General features: G+C 71.8%; 16 protein-coding genes and 1 pseudogene. 11 read left to right on the top strand and 6 right to left on the bottom strand.

Translation table 11 applies throughout. The annotated features are described in order from the left end of the window. Window positions 1-363 precede the first annotated feature (363 nt). The 4 genes from UK12_RS18465 to UK12_RS18450 all read left to right on the top strand — a co-directional run bounded on the left by UK12_RS18465 (window position 364) and on the right by UK12_RS18450 (window position 5,007). Complete coding sequence (locus tag UK12_RS18465; RefSeq protein WP_045304120.1) at window positions 364-1,653, top strand: MFS transporter; 1,290 nt, start codon at window positions 364-366, stop codon at window positions 1,651-1,653. A 260-nt stretch (window positions 1,654-1,913) separates the two neighbouring features. Further along, on the top strand, window positions 1,914-2,849 hold the full coding sequence (locus UK12_RS18460) for a permease (RefSeq protein ID WP_063838283.1): 936 nt from the start codon (window positions 1,914-1,916) through the stop codon (window positions 2,847-2,849). Further along, complete coding sequence (locus UK12_RS18455) at window positions 2,834-3,622, top strand: TIGR03943 family putative permease subunit (protein ID WP_231591281.1); 789 nt, start codon at window positions 2,834-2,836, stop codon at window positions 3,620-3,622. Before UK12_RS18460 ends, UK12_RS18455 begins: the two co-directional genes overlap by 16 nt. A gap of 323 nt (window positions 3,623-3,945) precedes the next feature. Next, complete coding sequence (locus UK12_RS18450) at window positions 3,946-5,007, top strand: hypothetical protein (protein WP_231591280.1); 1,062 nt, start codon at window positions 3,946-3,948, stop codon at window positions 5,005-5,007. Window positions 5,008-5,100: 93 nt separating this feature from the next. On the opposite strand, the gene UK12_RS18445 is transcribed toward UK12_RS18450, so the two are convergent. After that, on the bottom strand, window positions 5,101-7,119 hold the full coding sequence (locus UK12_RS18445; RefSeq protein ID WP_045304117.1) for a transglycosylase domain-containing protein: 2,019 nt from the start codon (window positions 7,117-7,119) through the stop codon (window positions 5,101-5,103). 206 nt (window positions 7,120-7,325) lie between these two features. On the opposite strand from UK12_RS18445, the gene UK12_RS18440 reads away from it, so the two are divergent. Continuing rightward, window positions 7,326-7,976 (top strand): HhH-GPD-type base excision DNA repair protein, encoded by a 651-nt coding sequence (locus UK12_RS18440; protein WP_045304116.1) that lies wholly within the window; start codon window positions 7,326-7,328, stop codon window positions 7,974-7,976. Window positions 7,977-7,986: 10 nt separating this feature from the next. Here UK12_RS18440 and UK12_RS18435 read toward each other — a convergent pair whose 3' ends face one another. Then, entirely contained in the window at window positions 7,987-8,199 is a 213-nt protein-coding gene (locus tag UK12_RS18435; RefSeq protein WP_045304115.1) for a KTSC domain-containing protein, read from the bottom strand. A gap of 38 nt (window positions 8,200-8,237) precedes the next feature. Here UK12_RS18435 and UK12_RS18430 point away from each other — a divergent pair, with 38 nt between their 5' ends. After that, window positions 8,238-8,957: a nucleotidyl transferase AbiEii/AbiGii toxin family protein gene (locus tag UK12_RS18430; protein WP_045304114.1), complete on the top strand. Its 720-nt coding sequence runs from the start codon at window positions 8,238-8,240 to the stop codon at window positions 8,955-8,957. Window positions 8,958-9,020: 63 nt separating this feature from the next. Here the strand turns inward: UK12_RS18430 and pyrB are convergent, their stop codons facing one another. Next, entirely contained in the window at window positions 9,021-10,067 is a 1,047-nt protein-coding gene (gene pyrB / locus UK12_RS18425) for an aspartate carbamoyltransferase (RefSeq protein WP_045304113.1), read from the bottom strand. A gap of 180 nt (window positions 10,068-10,247) precedes the next feature. Then, the gene (locus tag UK12_RS18420; RefSeq protein ID WP_045304112.1) at window positions 10,248-10,766 is read right to left on the bottom strand and encodes a YbhB/YbcL family Raf kinase inhibitor-like protein; all 519 of its coding nucleotides are present in this window, start codon (window positions 10,764-10,766) and stop codon (window positions 10,248-10,250) included. A 76-nt stretch (window positions 10,767-10,842) separates the two neighbouring features. Here UK12_RS18420 and UK12_RS44470 point away from each other — a divergent pair, with 76 nt between their 5' ends. From UK12_RS44470 to UK12_RS18405, 3 genes are all read left to right on the top strand, one after another. Next, the gene (locus tag UK12_RS44470; RefSeq protein ID WP_045304111.1) at window positions 10,843-11,565 is read left to right on the top strand and encodes a rhomboid family intramembrane serine protease; all 723 of its coding nucleotides are present in this window, start codon (window positions 10,843-10,845) and stop codon (window positions 11,563-11,565) included. A gap of 118 nt (window positions 11,566-11,683) precedes the next feature. Next, the gene (locus tag UK12_RS18410; RefSeq protein ID WP_045304110.1) at window positions 11,684-12,850 is read left to right on the top strand and encodes a hypothetical protein; all 1,167 of its coding nucleotides are present in this window, start codon (window positions 11,684-11,686) and stop codon (window positions 12,848-12,850) included. A 130-nt stretch (window positions 12,851-12,980) separates the two neighbouring features. Further along, window positions 12,981-13,484: a hypothetical protein gene (locus UK12_RS18405; protein ID WP_052681971.1), complete on the top strand. Its 504-nt coding sequence runs from the start codon at window positions 12,981-12,983 to the stop codon at window positions 13,482-13,484. An 88-nt stretch (window positions 13,485-13,572) separates the two neighbouring features. On the opposite strand, the gene UK12_RS44780 is transcribed toward UK12_RS18405, so the two are convergent. Further along, window positions 13,573-13,914: a helicase HerA-like domain-containing protein gene (locus tag UK12_RS44780; RefSeq protein ID WP_045304109.1), complete on the bottom strand. Its 342-nt coding sequence runs from the start codon at window positions 13,912-13,914 to the stop codon at window positions 13,573-13,575. A 53-nt stretch (window positions 13,915-13,967) separates the two neighbouring features. Beyond that, window positions 13,968-14,348, bottom strand: a pseudogene (locus UK12_RS44775) (helicase HerA-like domain-containing protein); the annotation flags it as partial. 152 nt (window positions 14,349-14,500) lie between these two features. On the opposite strand from UK12_RS44775, the gene UK12_RS18390 reads away from it, so the two are divergent. Continuing rightward, window positions 14,501-14,797 carry a type II toxin-antitoxin system VapB family antitoxin gene (locus UK12_RS18390; RefSeq protein WP_045304107.1) on the top strand — a complete coding sequence of 99 codons (297 nt, stop codon included), beginning with the start codon at window positions 14,501-14,503 and terminating at the stop codon, window positions 14,795-14,797. A 254-nt stretch (window positions 14,798-15,051) separates the two neighbouring features. Further along, window positions 15,052-15,801, top strand: coding sequence for a LytR C-terminal domain-containing protein (locus tag UK12_RS18385; protein WP_063838282.1), 750 nt, complete (start codon window positions 15,052-15,054; stop codon window positions 15,799-15,801). Window positions 15,802-15,907: the final 106 nt, after the last annotated feature.

Below are 15,907 nucleotides of genomic sequence, written 5' to 3'. Positions count from 1 at the left end.
GGCCGCGCCCGGCGCCGCTCGCGGCCGACCGGGACCCCTCGCTCCACCAGCAGCCAGGCCCAGCTGGTCAGGGCGATCCGGTAGATCCGTCGGGAGCCCTCGCCGAGCTCGGCGGCGGCGAGGTACCGCTCGACGGCGACCGAGTATTCGACCGGCTGCATCAATCCCCCTTTTCCGCAGTAAAAACCTGCCTGAAGTACACCACAGCGTCCCATCCGATCGGGAGGCAATCACTGGTCAGAGGTATTTCCACCAGCTATTTACTGCGGCAATTCCCCATCTCGGAGAAATTGCCTCCGAAAGGCTCAACTTTTTCACCGGAAACCTTGTGCCGCCCGGAGCACCGACGGCAGACTGCCGCTCATGGCAACGGAAACGAAGCCGGTCCGGGAGCCGAAACCCACCCTCCGGGACCGGTTGTCAGTGCTGTCCGAACGCGACTTCCGCCGGTTCTTCGTCGGCTACGCGACCTCGCTGTTCGGGTCGTCGATGGCGCCCGTCGCGGTGGCCTTCGCCGTCCTCGACAGCGGGGATGGCGGCTCCGAACTCGGCTGGGTGATGGCGTCCAGGATCCTGCCGATCGTGCTGGTGCTGCTGGCGGGCGGGGTGGTCGCCGACCGGCTGGGCGGCAAGCGCGTGATGCTCGCGGCGGATCTGCTCCGGCTCGCCACTCAGGCGGCGTTCGCCGCCGTCCTGATGGCGGGACATCCGCCGCTGTGGGCCATGGTGGCGCTGGTCGGTGTCTGGGGTGTCGGGGAGGGGTTCTTCCTCCCCGCGCTGGGCGCGCTGATCCCGGACCTGGTCAGCCGCGAGCGCGGTCTCGCCGACGCCAACACGCTGCTGGGACTGGCCAGATCGGCGAGCACCGTCGCCGGACCTGCGGTCGCCGGAATCCTCACGGCCACCCTGGGGCCCGCCTCGGTACTGACCGTGGACGCGGTCACCTACGCGGTCGGCGCGCTGGCCCTGGCCCGGCTCACCGTTCCGCTGCGCAGGGCGGAGACCGGGGCGGAACGGCACTCCGTGCCGGCCGAACTCAAGGCGGGCTGGTCGGAGTTCCGCTCGCGGACCTGGCTCTGGACCACCACGGTCCAGATGGGGCTGTTCAATCTGCTGGTCTGGGCACCCTTCCTGATCCTCGGTCCCCTCACCGCGCAGCAGCGCCTGGGCGGCGCGCGGTCCTGGGGCCTGGTCATGGCCCTCTACGGCGCCGGGGCCGTCCTCGGCGGACTGGCCATGCTCGGCCGCCGGCCGCGCCGCCCCCTGGTGGTGGCCGTGCTCGGCACCCTGGGCTGGGCCCTGCCGTCGGCGGCACTGGCCGCCCGGCTGCCGCTGCTCTGGACGGCCTTCGCCGCACTGCTGGCGGGCGGCACCGCCGCGGTCGTCGACACGCTCTTCACCACGACGACCCAGCAGAACGTCCCACCCGACGTGCGGGCCCGGATCAACTCCTTCGGGGCCCTGGGGGCATTCGTCCTCGGCCCGGTCGGCCTGGCACTCGCCGGCCCGATCGCCGCCCACAGCGGTACCTCGGCGGTGCTCGGCTTCGGCGCCCTGTGGCAACTGGCGGCAGCCGCCGCCGTCCTGGCGGTCCCGTCCGTACGCAGGATTCGCGGTGCCGACACCCAGACCCGACCCGACCCGTCGACCTGACCGATCAACCCGACCCGTCAACCCGACCCGTCAACCCGGCACTTCGACCGGACCCGCTGCCCGCGCCCCGGACCTGCACGGCTGCCGTTGCACCGCAGCCCCGCCGATCACCGTAAGGACTCCCCCTCTAAACTCGGCGCGTGCTTACCCCGGACAGCCGAGCTGCCGATCCGACCGTCGCGCCCGGGCACCCGCCCGAGCACCCGCCCGAAGGCGGGACCGCACCGCGGGCGGCAGGCGGCAGACGGCGCGTCGGCTCGCTGGAACTGGTGGTCGTCGGGCTGGCGGGACTGCTGCTCGCCCAGCGGCTCTCGGGCGGCTGGACCGGACCCCCGTGGCTGCAGGCCTGGACCACGGTGTTCGTCGCGATCTGTGTCCAGGCGCTGCCGTTCCTGCTGTTCGGCACGGTGCTCTCGGCCGTCATCGCGGCCTTCGTCCCGGCCTCGTTCCTGCAACGGGCCCTGCCGCGCAACCCACTGCTCGCGGTACCGGTCGCGGGCGTGGCGGGGGTGGTGCTGCCGGGCTGCGAGTGCGCCTCGGTGCCGGTGGCGGACCGGCTGATCGCCCGCGGCGTGGCCCCGGCGGCGGCGCTGGCCTTCCTGCTCTCCTCGCCCGCGATCAACCCGGTGGTGCTCGCCGCGACCGCGGTCGCCTTCCGGGGGCATCCGGAGATGGTGCTGGCCCGGTTCCTCGCCTCGCTGGCGACGGCGGTGGTCATGGGGCTGCTCTGGGCTCGGTTCGGACGGCCGGAGTGGCTCCGGCCCCGGACCCGGCGCGAAGTGCCGTCGGAGTCCGGCCGGTTCGCGGTGTTCCGCTCGACCCTGGAGCACGACCTGCTGCACGCGGGCGGGTTCCTGGTGATCGGGGGGATCACGGCGGCCACCCTCAACGTGCTGGTCCCCCGCGACGTGCTGAAGGGCGCGGCCGGCGTACCCGGGGTGTCCGTCCTGGTCCTCGCGCTGCTCGCGGTGGTGCTGGCGGTCTGCTCGGAGGCGGACGCCTTCGTCGCCGCCAGTCTCAGCGTCTTCCCGCCCGCCGCCCGGCTGGCCTTCATGGTGGTGGGCCCGATGGTGGACACCAAACTCATCGCCCTCCAAGCCGGAACCTTCGGGCGGGCGTTCGCGTGGCGGTTCTCGGCCGCCACCTTCCTGGTCGCGGTGGCCACCTCGACACTGCTCGGGTGGTGGCTGCTGTGAGGCGCGAGGTCCAGGCGATCCTGCTGGTGCTGCTGGGTACCGCACTGCTGCGCATCTCGCTCTTCAGCGACAGCTACCTCAGGTACGTCCGGGCGGCGCTGCAGCCGTACCTGGTCGCGACCGGGGTGGTGCTGGTGCTGCTCGGCGTGGCGAGCGCGATCGCGACCGTACGGGCCCTGCGCACCGACTCCAACCCCGACCCCGCAGAGAGCAACCACCCCGACCACCCCGACCACCAGGCAGCCCCCGACGAGCACCACGGTCACAGCCACCACGGCGGCCCCCGGATCGCCTGGCTGCTGATGCTCCCGGTGCTGGCCATCGTGCTGATCGCGCCCCCGGCCCTGGGCTCGTACACCGCGCAGCGGTCGGAGAGCACCACGGTCAAGCCCGCCGGTACCGAGCCGACGTTCCCGCCGCTGCCGGCCGGGGACCCGCTGAGCATGACGCTGGCCTCGTTCGACGTCCGCGCGGTCTGGGACACCGCCGCGCCGCTGCGGGGCCGCCGGGTGAAGCTCGTCGGCTTCGCCACGTCCAGGAAGGGCGGCGGCTGGTACCTGACCAGGCTGACCATCAGCTGCTGCGCCGCCGACGCGCTGACCTCCAAGGTGGAGATCCGGGGCAGCGCCACCCAGGCTCCGCCGCCCGGCAGTTGGGTGGAGGTGGTCGGCGTCTGGCAGCCGGACGGCCGGACGGCTCAGGACGACACGATCCCGGCACTGACGGCTGCCCAGGTGACCCGGATTCCGGAACCACGGGATCCGTACGAATGACCTGAACCCGTACGTCCGCCGGTCGTCTCCCGCCCGCCTCTCTGTTGCCGCCTCGACACATAACAGTCGAAGTGTTCTCATAATTCCACTGTAAGACTGAATTTCCGAACATCATCTGACCGTCATTCGGGGAAACGGGGGCGACGGTGCGGACTGCTCGCGGCGCGGCCATTCTGCTTGCAGTGGGGGTCGTAGCGGCCCTTGCCCTGGCCACAGGGGGCTCCGGCTCACCGGACAGACCGACTGCGGCGGATGCGGCTCCCCCGAACCCGGGGGCGACCCCGTCCGGCGGCCCGAGCCCGTCGCCGAGCTGGGACGGCAAGGTGAAGGTGCTCGGCGACGGTTCGACCTCCGACACCGGGCCGCAGCCCAAGCAGCCCAAGCCCGAGAAGCTGAAGCCCGGTGAGAAGCCGCCGCAGTTCGTGGTGTTCTCCTGGGACGGCGCGCTGGAGAACGACGACCACCTGTTCTCCCGCTTCCGCGAACTGGGTGAGCAGAACAACGCCCAGATGACGTTCTTCCTGAGCGGCATCTACACGGTGCCGAACTCCAAGCGGGCGCTCTACCACCCGCCGCAGCACGATGTCGGCAGTGCCGCCATCGACTTCCCCACGGAGCCCCACATCAAGGAGACCCTGGAGCAGGTGCGCCAGGCGTGGCTGGACGGGGACGAGATCGGCACCCACTTCAACGGCCACTTCTGCGGCGCCAAGGGCGGCGGCGACTGGAGCACCCAGGAGTGGCAGAGCGAGCTCGACCAGGCGGTCTCCTTCGTGACCAACTGGAAGACCAACACCGGCTTCAAGGACATCCCGCCGCTGCCGTTCGACTACACCAAGGAGCTGGTCGGCGGCCGCGCCCCCTGCCTGGAGGGCCAGAAGACCCTGCTCCCCGCCGAGAAGGCAGCGGGCTGGCGCTACGACGCCAGCTCTCCGGGCGAACTCCAGGTCTGGCCCACGAAGAAGGACGGCATCTGGAACTTCCCGCTCCAGCTGCTGCCCTACCCCAACAAGCCGGTCCAGGTCCTGTCGATGGACTTCAACTTCCTCGCCAACCAGTCCGGTGACAACACCCAGGGCGACCCGAAGAAGTACGCCGCCTGGGAGAAGGAGACCCGCGACGGCTACCTCAACGGCTTCGAGCGGGTCTACAACGGCAGCCGGGCGCCGCTCTTCATCGGGAACCACTTCGAGACCTGGAACGGCGGCATCTACATGCAGGCCATCGAGGACGTGATGAAGAGCGTCTGCAAGCGGGACGGCGTCCGCTGCGTGTCCTTCCGCCAGCTCGCCGACTGGCTGGACGTCCAGGACCCGAAGGTGCTCGACAAGCTGCGCCAGCTGGACCCGGGGCAGCCCGCCGACTGGTCGCGCCTCACCAAGTAGCCACTGCCAACCAGCCCCTGCCCCAAGCAGCCGCTGGTCAAGCAGCCGCTGCCCGAGCGGTCCTCGCCCCGGGCAGCGGCTGCTCCCCCGCGGTCACCGCCCGCCGCCGACCGCCTTCATGTACGAGGTCCAGACCTGGGTCGGCAGCGCGGAGTCCGGGGTCTCCGGGCTCGCGCCGCCGACCCCCTCCAGCGAGAGCAGCTTCAGGTCCTTCAGGTCCGTCCGGAAGAGCGTGACGGCCGTGGACAGCTGGCCGTTGTAGCCGACGAACCAGCCCGCGGTGCGGTCCATGGTGGTCCCGGGCTTCCCGGCCATCCCGGGACCGGCCGCGGCGGCCGCCTTGGCGCTCCCGGTACGGACCGCGCCCTTGAGCGCCGTGTCGACGTCACCGGCGACCTTCGGCGTCAGCGCCTGGGCGGCGGCCGGCAGGCGCAGCGCGATCGGCGCGCCGTTCCGGGTGATCTTGAGCACCGAGTACGGGTCCGTGTGCCGGCCGCCGCCGTCGAAGGCCGCGTAGGCGTCGGCGGCCCTGACCGCACTCGGGGTGGAGTTGCCGACCGCGTAGGAGGGCACCATCTCGCCCATGCTGTCCGGCAGCAGGCCCAGGTCGGTGGCGGTCTTCTGCACCCGGTCCAGGCCGACGTCCATGCCGAGCTGCGTCATCGGTCCGTTGACGGACTGCTCGACGGCGGTCCGCAGGCTGATCGAACCCCAGTCCCGCTTGGGGTCGTTGGCGGTCTTCACGATCTTCCCGTCCCGCCCCCAGTACGGCCCCTCCGGGGTCATCACGTTCACGCCGTCGTTGCCGTTGTAGGTGGTGGTCGGGAGCACCGGGCTCCGGCTGCCGTCGCGCTCGCGCTGCACGCCCTGGCCGAGCCCGGCGGCGTACACCAGCGGGGTGAAGGCCGAACCGATCGGCACGTTCGAGGTGTTGGCGCTGTTGAAGCCCTGCTTCAGGTAGTCGGGTCCGCCGTACAGCGCGACGATCCGGCCGTCGGGCGCGACCGAGGCGGCACCGACCCGGACGAACTGGTCGGCGGTGCGCTGATCGGGGTCGATGTTCTTGGTGGCGTCCTGCACGGCGGCGTTCAGCGCGGCGACCTTCGGCTTCTCGAAGGTGGTGTAGATCTGGTGGCCGCCGAGGTCGAACTGGGCGGCCGTGATGTCGGTGTGGCTCTCCACGTAGGCCCTGGCCATGTCCACCAGGTACCCGACCTGGCCGCTCATCCCGGCCGACTTCGGCACCGGCTTGGGCTCCGGGAACTCCGTGTACTTGGCGCGCTCGGCCGCGGGGAGCTTCCCGACCTTCACCATCCGGTTCAGGATCCAGGACCACCGCTCCACGGCCCGCTGGCGGTTCTCCGGGCTGATCGTCGGATCGAACTGCCCCGCACCCTTCAACAGGGCCGCCAGGAACGCCCCTTCGCTCGGGTTGAGCTGTGAGACGTCCTTGCCGTAGTACGCCGCGGCGGCCCGCTCGATGCCGTAGCTGCCGCGTCCGAACCAGCTGGTGTTCAGATAGCCGGCCAGGATGTCCTGCTTGCTCATCCGCTGGTCCAGCTTGACCGCGATGACGATCTCGCTGAGCTTGCGGGAGACGTCCTGGCGCTGGTTCAGGTAGATGTTCTTGACGTACTGCTGGGTGATGGTCGAGCCGCCCTGGGTGTCACCGCCCGAACCCATCCGGTAGATCGCGCGGCCGATGCCCGTGAAGGAGACCCCGGGATCCGAGTAGAACGTCTCGTTCTCGGCGGCCAGGACGGCCCACTGCACCGACTCCGGAACCTGCCCGAGCGGGACCTCCTGCCGGTTGACCTCCCCGATGCGCGCCATCTCGGTCCCGTCGGCCCAGTAGTAGACGTTGTTCTGCTGGGTGGCGAAGGCGTTCAGGTCGTCCGGCACCTGGGTGGTCACGTAGAACCAGGTCAGGAACCCGGTCAGCGCGGCGAGCCCGGTGGCCAGCAGCAGGAGCACCTGCCGCCGCGACGGCAGCCAGCGGCGGACCCCGCTCCGGCCCCGGCGCGGGTAGTCCAGCCGACTCAGCCGCTTCAGCCACCGCCCCCGCCGTCCGGGCTTCTCCTCCTTGGTCCCGCCACCTGGGTGAGCACGCACAGTCCGGTCTCCGATTCGCTCGTGGGGACAGGCTCCCCCTATTACAGGGACGTGATGAGGGCCGCACCTCGGTTACCCGGGACAGGTGTGATGACCGTCATACTGCGGAGTCCCGCACGGCAGGAACCGGACCCGGCGGCCGAGCGTTCGCCGAGGTCGCGTGTTGAGCGTGGGCGGGCCGGGCGGGGGCGGGGAGAATTGCGGGCATGAACAACACCATTCGGCTCGCGCAGCAGCCCGAGGCCGACGAACTGCTCGGCCGCAGCCCGCTCGCCGCACTGGTCGGGATGCTGCTGGACCAGCAGGTCCCCATGGAGTGGGCGTTCTCCGGTCCGTACACGATCGCGCAGCGGCTCGGCGAGGACGACCTGGACCCGCACCGGATCGCCGCGTACGACCCGGAGGCCTTCACCGCCCTGCTCTCCGCGAAGCCCGCCGTGCACCGCTACCCGGGGTCGATGGCCAAGCGGATCCAGCAGCTCTGCCAGTACCTGGTGGAGCACTACGGCGGTGACGCGCAGGCCGTCTGGCGCGATGCGGCGTCCGGCCGGGAACTGCTCGACCGGCTCACCGCACTGCCCGGCTTCGGCAAGCAGAAGGCCCAGATCTTCCTCGCGCTGCTGGGCAAGCAGTTCGGTGTGACGCCGGACGGCTGGCGCGAGGCTGCGGGCCTGTACGGCGAGGCCGGCAGCTACCGCTCGGTGGCGGACATCACCGGGCCGGAGTCGCTGGACAAGGTCCGTGCCCACAAGCAGCAGGCCAAGCGGGAGGCGAAGGAGGCCAAGGAGGCCAAGGCAGCCCCGGCCGCGAAGAAGACCACCGCGAAAACATCGGCCGCCGCTCGGAAGAAGGCGTGACCCGGTCGGGTCAGGCCGACCTCCGGTACGCGTAACGGCCCCGGATCTCCCGGTTGAAGTACCCGCCCAGGCTGGACGCGCCGAGCAGCTCCCGGTGGACCCGCCGAGGCACCGCCGTGTACCGGTAGACGGCACCGCTCACGAACTCGATCTCCAGCACGTCCGCCTCGGCGTCGTGACCGACCGACCGGAGACATGAGGAAACGACATGATCGCGTATCACCGTTCCATCCTGTGCCCGCTCCCCGCGGAGCGCGCGGCATGAGGCTCAGCCCGGTGCACGAGCTGCTGCTCTCCGACGTGTTGGCGGTCGGCGCACCGTACGCGTTCGCGCTCGGCGGCGGCTGCGCGGTCCTGGTGCACGGGCTGGTCGAGCGGCCGGCGCAGGCCCTGGGGGTGGCCACCGAGAGCCCGGTGCCGATGGCGGAGATCGCGGCGGAGATCGGCGCGGGGCTGGCCGGGGTCGGGTGGACGGTGCGGCAGTTGGAGTGCGGCGCGGTGTCGGCCCGGCTCTCCGTGTCGGACCCGGTGAGCGCGGAGGGGAGCGAGATCGAGCTGCTCAAGGAGGTGTTCTGGCGCCCTCCGGTGCAGACCGGGTACGGCCCGGTGCTGGCACTCGAGGACGTGGTCGGCACCAGGGTCCGCGCGCTGGCCGACCGGGGCCTGGCCCGCGACCTGATCGACGTGCACGCGGCCGCGGACCGGTGGAGCCACCCCGAGCTGGAGGAGCTCGGACGCCGGCACGCCCGGGGCGAGTTCGACCTCACCGAACTCCAGGCCCGGCTCGCCAGGGCGGACTGGATCGACGACCGCGAGTTCGCGGCGTACGGCCTCGGCGAGGACGACCGGGCCGGGCTGCGCGCCTGGGCGCAGTCCTGGGTCGACGACATCGCCGAACGCCTCATGGAGGAGGCCCCGCCCCAGGACGACGGGGACGAGGACGGCACGACCGCCGGTGATCCGACGGCCGAGCCGGGCTGACCCACCGCAGCGCACCCGGCGACGGCGCCACCGCCACGCCCGGCCCGGCTTCGAACTCGCCGGTCAGCGACCGGAGTTCCGGTAGAACGGAGCGTCGTCCGGCCCGATGTACTCGGGGCGGTACCAGGTCGAGGGACGCATCGCCGTACGCACCTCCCGGTCCACGCCGAGCACCGAGGCGAACAGTGCCATCCGCATCGGGATACCGGCGTCGGTCTGCCGGAAGATCGCCAGCCGCGGGTCCCGGTTCAGGTCGGTGCTCAGGTCGTTGGCGCCCGGACGGCTGTCGCGCGGCAGCGGGTGCATGATCACCGTGTCGTCGAGGCAGACCCGGTCGACCAGCTCGCGGTCGATCCGGAACTCGTCGCTGTAGGGGAGCGGCTTGTCCGCGAAACGCTCGGTCTGCAGCCGGGTCGCGTAGACCAGGTCGGCGTCCTTGAGGCCGCTGCCCGGCTGCTCGGTCTCCTCGACCCGGTGGCCCCGGCGCACGGCCAGCTCGACCAGTTCCTGCGGCATCCGCAGCTCGGCCGGGGAGACGCAGGCGATGGTCAGGTTCTCGTACCGGGAGATCAGCTTCATCAGGGAGTGCACGGTACGACCGTGGCGCAGGTCGCCGACCAGGGCGATCCGGCGGCCGTCCATGCTCTTGCCGAGGCGGCCGAACTCGCGGTGCAGGGTGAACATGTCGAGCAGTGCCTGGGTCGGGTGCTCCCCGGCACCGTTGCCCGCGTTGATCAGCGGGACGTTGGTGGCCGCCGCGAACTCGTGGATCGAGCTGACCTCGGGGTGCCGCATGACCACCAGGTCGCAGTAGCCGCTGACCACCCGGGCGGTGTCGGCCAGCGACTCGCCCTTGGAGATCGAGGTCACCTCGGAGCCGGTGGTGCTGGTCACGGCGCCGCCGAGCCGCAGGAACGCGGTCTCGCAGCTCAGCCGGGTGCGGGTGCTCGCCTCGAAGAACAGGCTGGCCATCACCGCCCCCTCCAGCACCCGGGTCACCTGCTCGCCCCGGGCCACCGGAACCAGGACGTCGGCGAGTTCGAAGAGCCGCTCCAGTTCGTCCCGATCGAAGAGATCGCTGGACAGAATGTGCTTCCCGGTCAGTGACATGGCGGCTGTGACTTCCTCGGTAGTGCTGCTCGGCGCCGACAGTGTACTTCGCCGGACCTGCCCGGACACTGCCGAGCACTTCCCGCGGATTCCGATATCCCGGACCGGTCGAATTCCCGGCCGTCCCGAATTCGAATTCCGAATGGCGAATACGGAATCCGGGGCGGCCGGGCGGCGGCCTCAGGAGGCGTACTCGCCGGTGATCAGGGCCCGCGCGACGGTGTGGAAGGTGATGTTGAAGCCGATCGCCGACGCCGGGGTGTCCGGGGTGACGTCGAGGGCCGGGACGTCCAGCGCGTGGACCGCGAAGACGTACCGGTGGGCCGGGCCGGGCGGCGGGGCCGCACCGTCGTACTTGTGGCCGGGGAAGTCGTTGCGGCCGTGGAAGGACGCCTTGCCGGGCAGGGTGTCGTCGGAGGCCCCCGCGCCGCGCGGCAGTTCGGTGGTGTCGGCGGGCAGGTTCACGGCCAGCCAGTGCCACCAGCCGCTGCCGGTCGGCGCGTCGGGGTCGTAGCAGGTGACGGCGTAGCTCTGGGTCCCGGCGGGGGCACCCGACCAGGAGAGCTGCGGCGACTGGTTGCCACCGGAGTAGACGAAGGCGTCGGCGAGCGTGTCGCCGTCCGTCAGATCACGGCTGGTCAGCTCGAACGACGGTACCTGGGGCAGGAATTCGTACGGCAGGGGCGGACGGACGCTCATCGCAGCACCTTCTTCAACCGGCGGGGCAGTGAATCAACCACGCAGCAGTGTAGGAGGCGGCCGTAGAGTCGGAGGCATGGCCACGGACAGCTCCCCTGCACTTGACCCCGCCCGGATGATCGCCGAGGCACGGCGGGCGTTCTTCGTGATGTTCGCCCTGCTCTGCGCGGTCTGGGTGATACAGATCGCCAACTGGGCCGACGACTACCGGCTCACCGTCGACTACGGCATCGCGGCCCAGCGCCCGGGCCGCCTCGCCGACATCCTCATCGCCCCCTTCCTGCACGTCAACTGGCAGCACCTGGAAGGCAATTCCGGCCCGCTCTTCGTCTTCGGCTTCCTCGCCGCGTACCGCGGGGTGAAGAAGTTCCTCGCGCTCACCCTGCTGGTCGCGCTGACCAGCGGCGCGGCGGTCTGGGTGTTCGAGCGCGATCAGGTGGTGACGGTCGGTGCCAGCGGGGTGATCTTCGGCTACTTCGGCTACGTCGTCCTGCGCGGCCTGTTCGACCGCAACCTGATCGACAGCCTGATCGGCCTGGTGATGGGTGCCTCCTTCGCCTACATCCTCACCACCGCCGTCCCCGGCACCCCGGGCGTCAGCTGGCTGGGCCACCTGGGCGGCCTGGTCGGCGGCCTGGCGGGCGCCTGGATCTTCCGCGACCGCACCGCCACCGCCGCCCCGGCCGCCGCCGTCACGCCCGCGGCCGGCGCCACGCCCACCACGCCCGGCACACCCACCCGGAGCACCGACCCGGACCGCGCCCAGCTGCTCAAGGAGCTCGACGACCTGGGCCTCTGAGCCGCCGCCTGCCGGCCACCCGGACACCCTCGGACGCCCGCCAGGTATAGACCAATACCCGACCGTCCGGCTAGCGTGACAGCCCGTCCGCACCGCACCGTCCGCCCGGAGCCGCCCCGTGGAGTCGTCCGTCCTCGCCTTCGCCACCGATCTGATCGACGAGGGCGCCGACACCTTCTTCGGCAACCTCACCGACCGGGCCGGGGTCGGCGGCGTCACCCTCGCCTCGGTCTACCACCAGGCCCGCGACGTCTTCCCGCACAACCCGCGCCGGGTGGTCCGCTACCTGGAGCCCGGCGCCGCGTACTTCCGCCCGGACCCGGCCCGCTGGGCCGGACGGCGCCTCGTCCCCACCCCCGCCACCGCGATCGGCGAGCGCGACCCGTTCGCCGAGGCCGCCGAAGAGGCGCAGCGGCGCGGCCTCAGGCTGCACGCCTGGACGGTCTTCTGCCACAACGACCGCCTCGGCTTCAGCCACCCGGACACCGCCCCGGCCAACGCCTTCGGCGACCGCCACCTGACCGAGCTGTGCCCGGCCAACCCGGAGGTCCGCGAGTACGCCACCACCCTGGTGGCCGAGTTCGCCCGGTACGGCGTGGAGGCGATCCGCGCCGAGTCGCTGCACTTCCACGGCCTGCGCCACGGCTACCACCACGAGCGGTACTTCGAGGAGCTGGGGCCGGTCGCGGAGGCCCTGCTCGGCATCTGCTTCTGCCCGCACTGCCAGGCCGCCGCGGCCTCGGCGGGCGTTCCGGCGGCCGAGGTCCGGCGGGCCGTGCAGGACGAACTGCGCGGCCGGCTCGCGGACGAGCGCCGGGCCGCCGAGCCCGCCGCGCTGGACGAGCTGGCCGACGGCGCCCTGGCGGCCTACCTCGACGCAGCCGCCCGCTCGGTCACCTCGCTGGCCGCCGAGGTGGCCGAGGCGGCGGACCGGCACGGCATGCGGCTGAGCTTCATGGACGCCGCCGGCCCGGGAAAGGGCTGGCTGTCGGGGATCGATCTGCCCGCCCTCGCCGGGGCGGCACACCAGATCGAGACGCTCGGCTACGCGAGGACCCCGGAGGCCGTCCGCGAGAAGGTCGCCGCGTTCGCGCTGCACGGGGTGCGGCCCGAATCCATGGCGGTGATCCTCCGCCCGATGGCCGAGGACTGCGACGGCCCGGCCAACCTGGCCGCCAAGATCGACGTACTGCGTGAACTCGGCGTCCCCGAAGTCGAGTTCTACAACTACGGGCTGATGCGCCTGTCCTCGATGGACCGGATCGGCCGGGCCCTGCACGGCTGACCAGTGACATCCGTCATGCCGATCCGGTGATCCGGCGACCTGTCGTACACCGCCCGCCGCACGGCAGAATCATGGTCACCGGCGGGGCGAACGACGCGAGGCCGGGATCACAGCCTCGGGGGACCACACCATGAGCAGCACCGCCGCCACCGCCCTGCCGCAGACCGACGCCGAGCAGCTCGGCACCGCCGCCGACCCCGCGGCCGCCGAGCCGCTGCCCGAGGCCGAGCCGCTGCCGACCGTCGCCGAGATGCAGCTGCCCGCCTGGTTCTTCGGCTTCGAGGGCGTCCTGGCCGGCGCGTTCGACATCCTGCACGCCTTCCCCGGGGCCTGGCCCGCGCTGGTGGTCCTGTTCGCGGTCAACATCACCGTCTCGCTCACCATGATGCGCAAGCGGCTCAAGCTGGCGAAGATGCTCTGGCGCGGCAAGGGCACCCGCAAGGTCGCCTTCCTGCTGCTCGGCCTGCGCATCGGCAGCCACGTCCTGCTCAGCGTGATCGGCGTGGCCCTCACCTCGGCCCTGGTGCACGTCCTGTTCGCCGCGGTGATGGCCGCGCTGACCGTCGGCCTGCTGGTCTACACCCAGAAGACCGCCCTGCGCGCCCTGGTCGAGGCCGGCAAGCTCGCCGCCTGACGGACGGACCGGCCCACCCCCCTGGACCTCCCGCCGCCCGGGTGCCCACCACGGCACCCGGGCGCTGCCGTGCCCCGGCCCTTGCCACTCATCTGCGCCGTTTCGAGGTGCCGAAGATGCTGCGTGAGATCTCCCGCCCCAGCTGGGTGCCGGCCGAGCGCGCCAGCGACTTCACCGTCGGATTGCTGAGCAGCGCCCCGAGCAGTCCCCCGACCTCCTGCTGCCGCCCGACCTCCCGCCCGGCCGGTTCCCGCCGCCGCTCCGGGGCCGGCCCCGGCTCCTCCGGCGGTTGGGCCTCCCGTCGGGCCTGCTCGGCCCGGGCCGCCAGCTTCTCGTACGCCGACTCGCGGTCGACCGCGTCCCGGTAGCGCGCGGTCAGCGGCGAGGCGTCCACCGCCTCCTGCAGCACGGCGGCGTCGATCGGACCCATCAGCGACTGCGGTGCCCGCAGCCGGGTGGCCGCGACCGGTGTCGGCGCGCCCCGGGGCAGCCCTGCGGGGTCCAGTCCTGTCCGACCTCGGCCGCCCGTCCGGCCACCCGCCCGCTCGGGACTCCGGGGGCACTGATGCCGGAGACGTCCCCCTTGATGTCGGCGAGGAAGACCGGGACGTCCTGGGCCGAGAGCTGCTCGGCGATCAACTGGAGGGTCTTGGTCTTGCCGGTCCCGGTCGCGCCCGCGACCAGCCCGTGCCGGTTGAGCACCGCGAGCGGGATCCTGACCTGCGCCCCGGGGTACGCGGTACCGCCCTGGAGCACCGCACCGAGGTCGAGGGCGGGCCCGGTGAAGGCGTAGCCGTCGGCGATCTGCCGGACTGCGGCAGGCAGACCGGACGACCCGGCGGCGGACGAGTTCTCGGCGGTCATGTCTGCGGCCTCCCGGGCGGCACGGAGCGACGAAAAGACGGCAGCTGAGAAGACAAAAGCGGGCATAGACCATCAAATCCCCTCCCACTCCGGCCCGCAGGGCCGCGCCGCGCTTGCTGCGCCCCCGGGCGGCGTGACGGTAGGCTTTCCGTGTGATCTTCAAGCGCATCGGCAACGGTCGGCCGTACCCGGATCACGGCCGGATCAGCACCCGCCAGTGGGCGGACGTCGCGCCACGTCCGGTGCGGCTGGACCAGCTGGTGACCACCAAGGGGCAGCTGGACCTCGAAACCCTGCTGGCCGAGGACTCCACCTTCTACGGGGACCTGTTCGCCCACGTGGTGAAGTGGCGCGGCGACCTCTACCTGGAGGACGGGCTGCACCGCGCGGTGCGGGCCGCCCTGCAGCAGCGCCAGGTGCTGCACGCCCGCGTGCTCGAAATGGACTGACCTCGACCGGCCTCGGCAGAGCCCGGGGATCGGACGCGAACCGAACGGCGCTCACGCGCGTCCTGATCATCAGTCATCCGCAGATGGCGAGCGCTCGGGGCCCCGGTACATCCTTTCGAGTGCCCTCGTACTCCAGGTGATGATCATTTAGTACTTCGCAGCGACTCTGGCACTAATCTGCTGAATACGGATCCGTCGCTGGCCGCACCCATCAACGAGCCTGCCCTGGCACGAGGGGGAGACTGACTGTGAGCATGTTGACTCCGCAGGGGTTGAAGGGGAAGCAGTACCGGATCACCGGTAACTCCTATCCCCGCCTCGGGCGTCCGCCCCGCAAGAGCCGCAAGGTACTGGCCGTGATCGGCGCGGTGCTCGCGCTCGCCCTGATCGCGCTCGGCGGCGTCCAGCTGGTGGGGATCTTCACCGGTAAGAACAGGTCGGCCGGCGCCCAGGCCTGCGCCTCGCCCTCGGCGAACGGGAAGGCCCTCGCCGCACCGGCCGCCGTCTCCGGTTCGCCCGCCGCCTCGGGCTCCCCTGCCGCCTCCGGTTCGCCCGCCGCCTCCGGCTCTCCCTCGGGCGCGGCCGCGAGTCCCGCGAGCAGCCCGGCGAGCCCCGCCGCGACCAGTACCGCCGTCCCGCAGCCGCAGGCCGTCACGGTGAACGTCTACAACGCCACCGACAAGTCCGGCCTGGCCGCCCGCACGGCGGACGAGCTGAAGAAGCGCGGCTTCACCATCGGCAAGGTCGGCAACGCGCCGACCGCGCTGGACCGGAAGCTGCCCGGCACCGTCGAGGTGATCAGCGGCCCGGCCGGGATGGGCGCGGCCACCCTGCTCGGCGCCCAGGCCGCCGGTTCCACCGCCACCACGGACAGCCGGACCGACGCCACCGTGGACTTCGTCATCGGCGACACCTACGCCGCCCTGCTGGAGCCGGCCCAGGCCGCCGCCGCCCTCGAAGTCGCGACCAAGCCGTCCCCGTCCCCCTCCCCGGGCAGCTGCTGACCGACCGAACGGCCGAGGGCCGGCCGCACCTCTCCCCGCGGGGTGGTGCGGCCGGCCCTTCGGGCTTCGGTGCGGCGGCGGTCTTCCGGTCGGCGGAGGACGTCGG

The organism is Saccharothrix sp. ST-888, assembly GCF_000955975.1.
Lineage (GTDB): Bacteria > Actinomycetota > Actinomycetes > Streptomycetales > Streptomycetaceae > Kitasatospora.
Note: the sequence above shows the minus strand (reverse complement) of the source record. Positions and strands in the feature narration are given on the sequence as shown.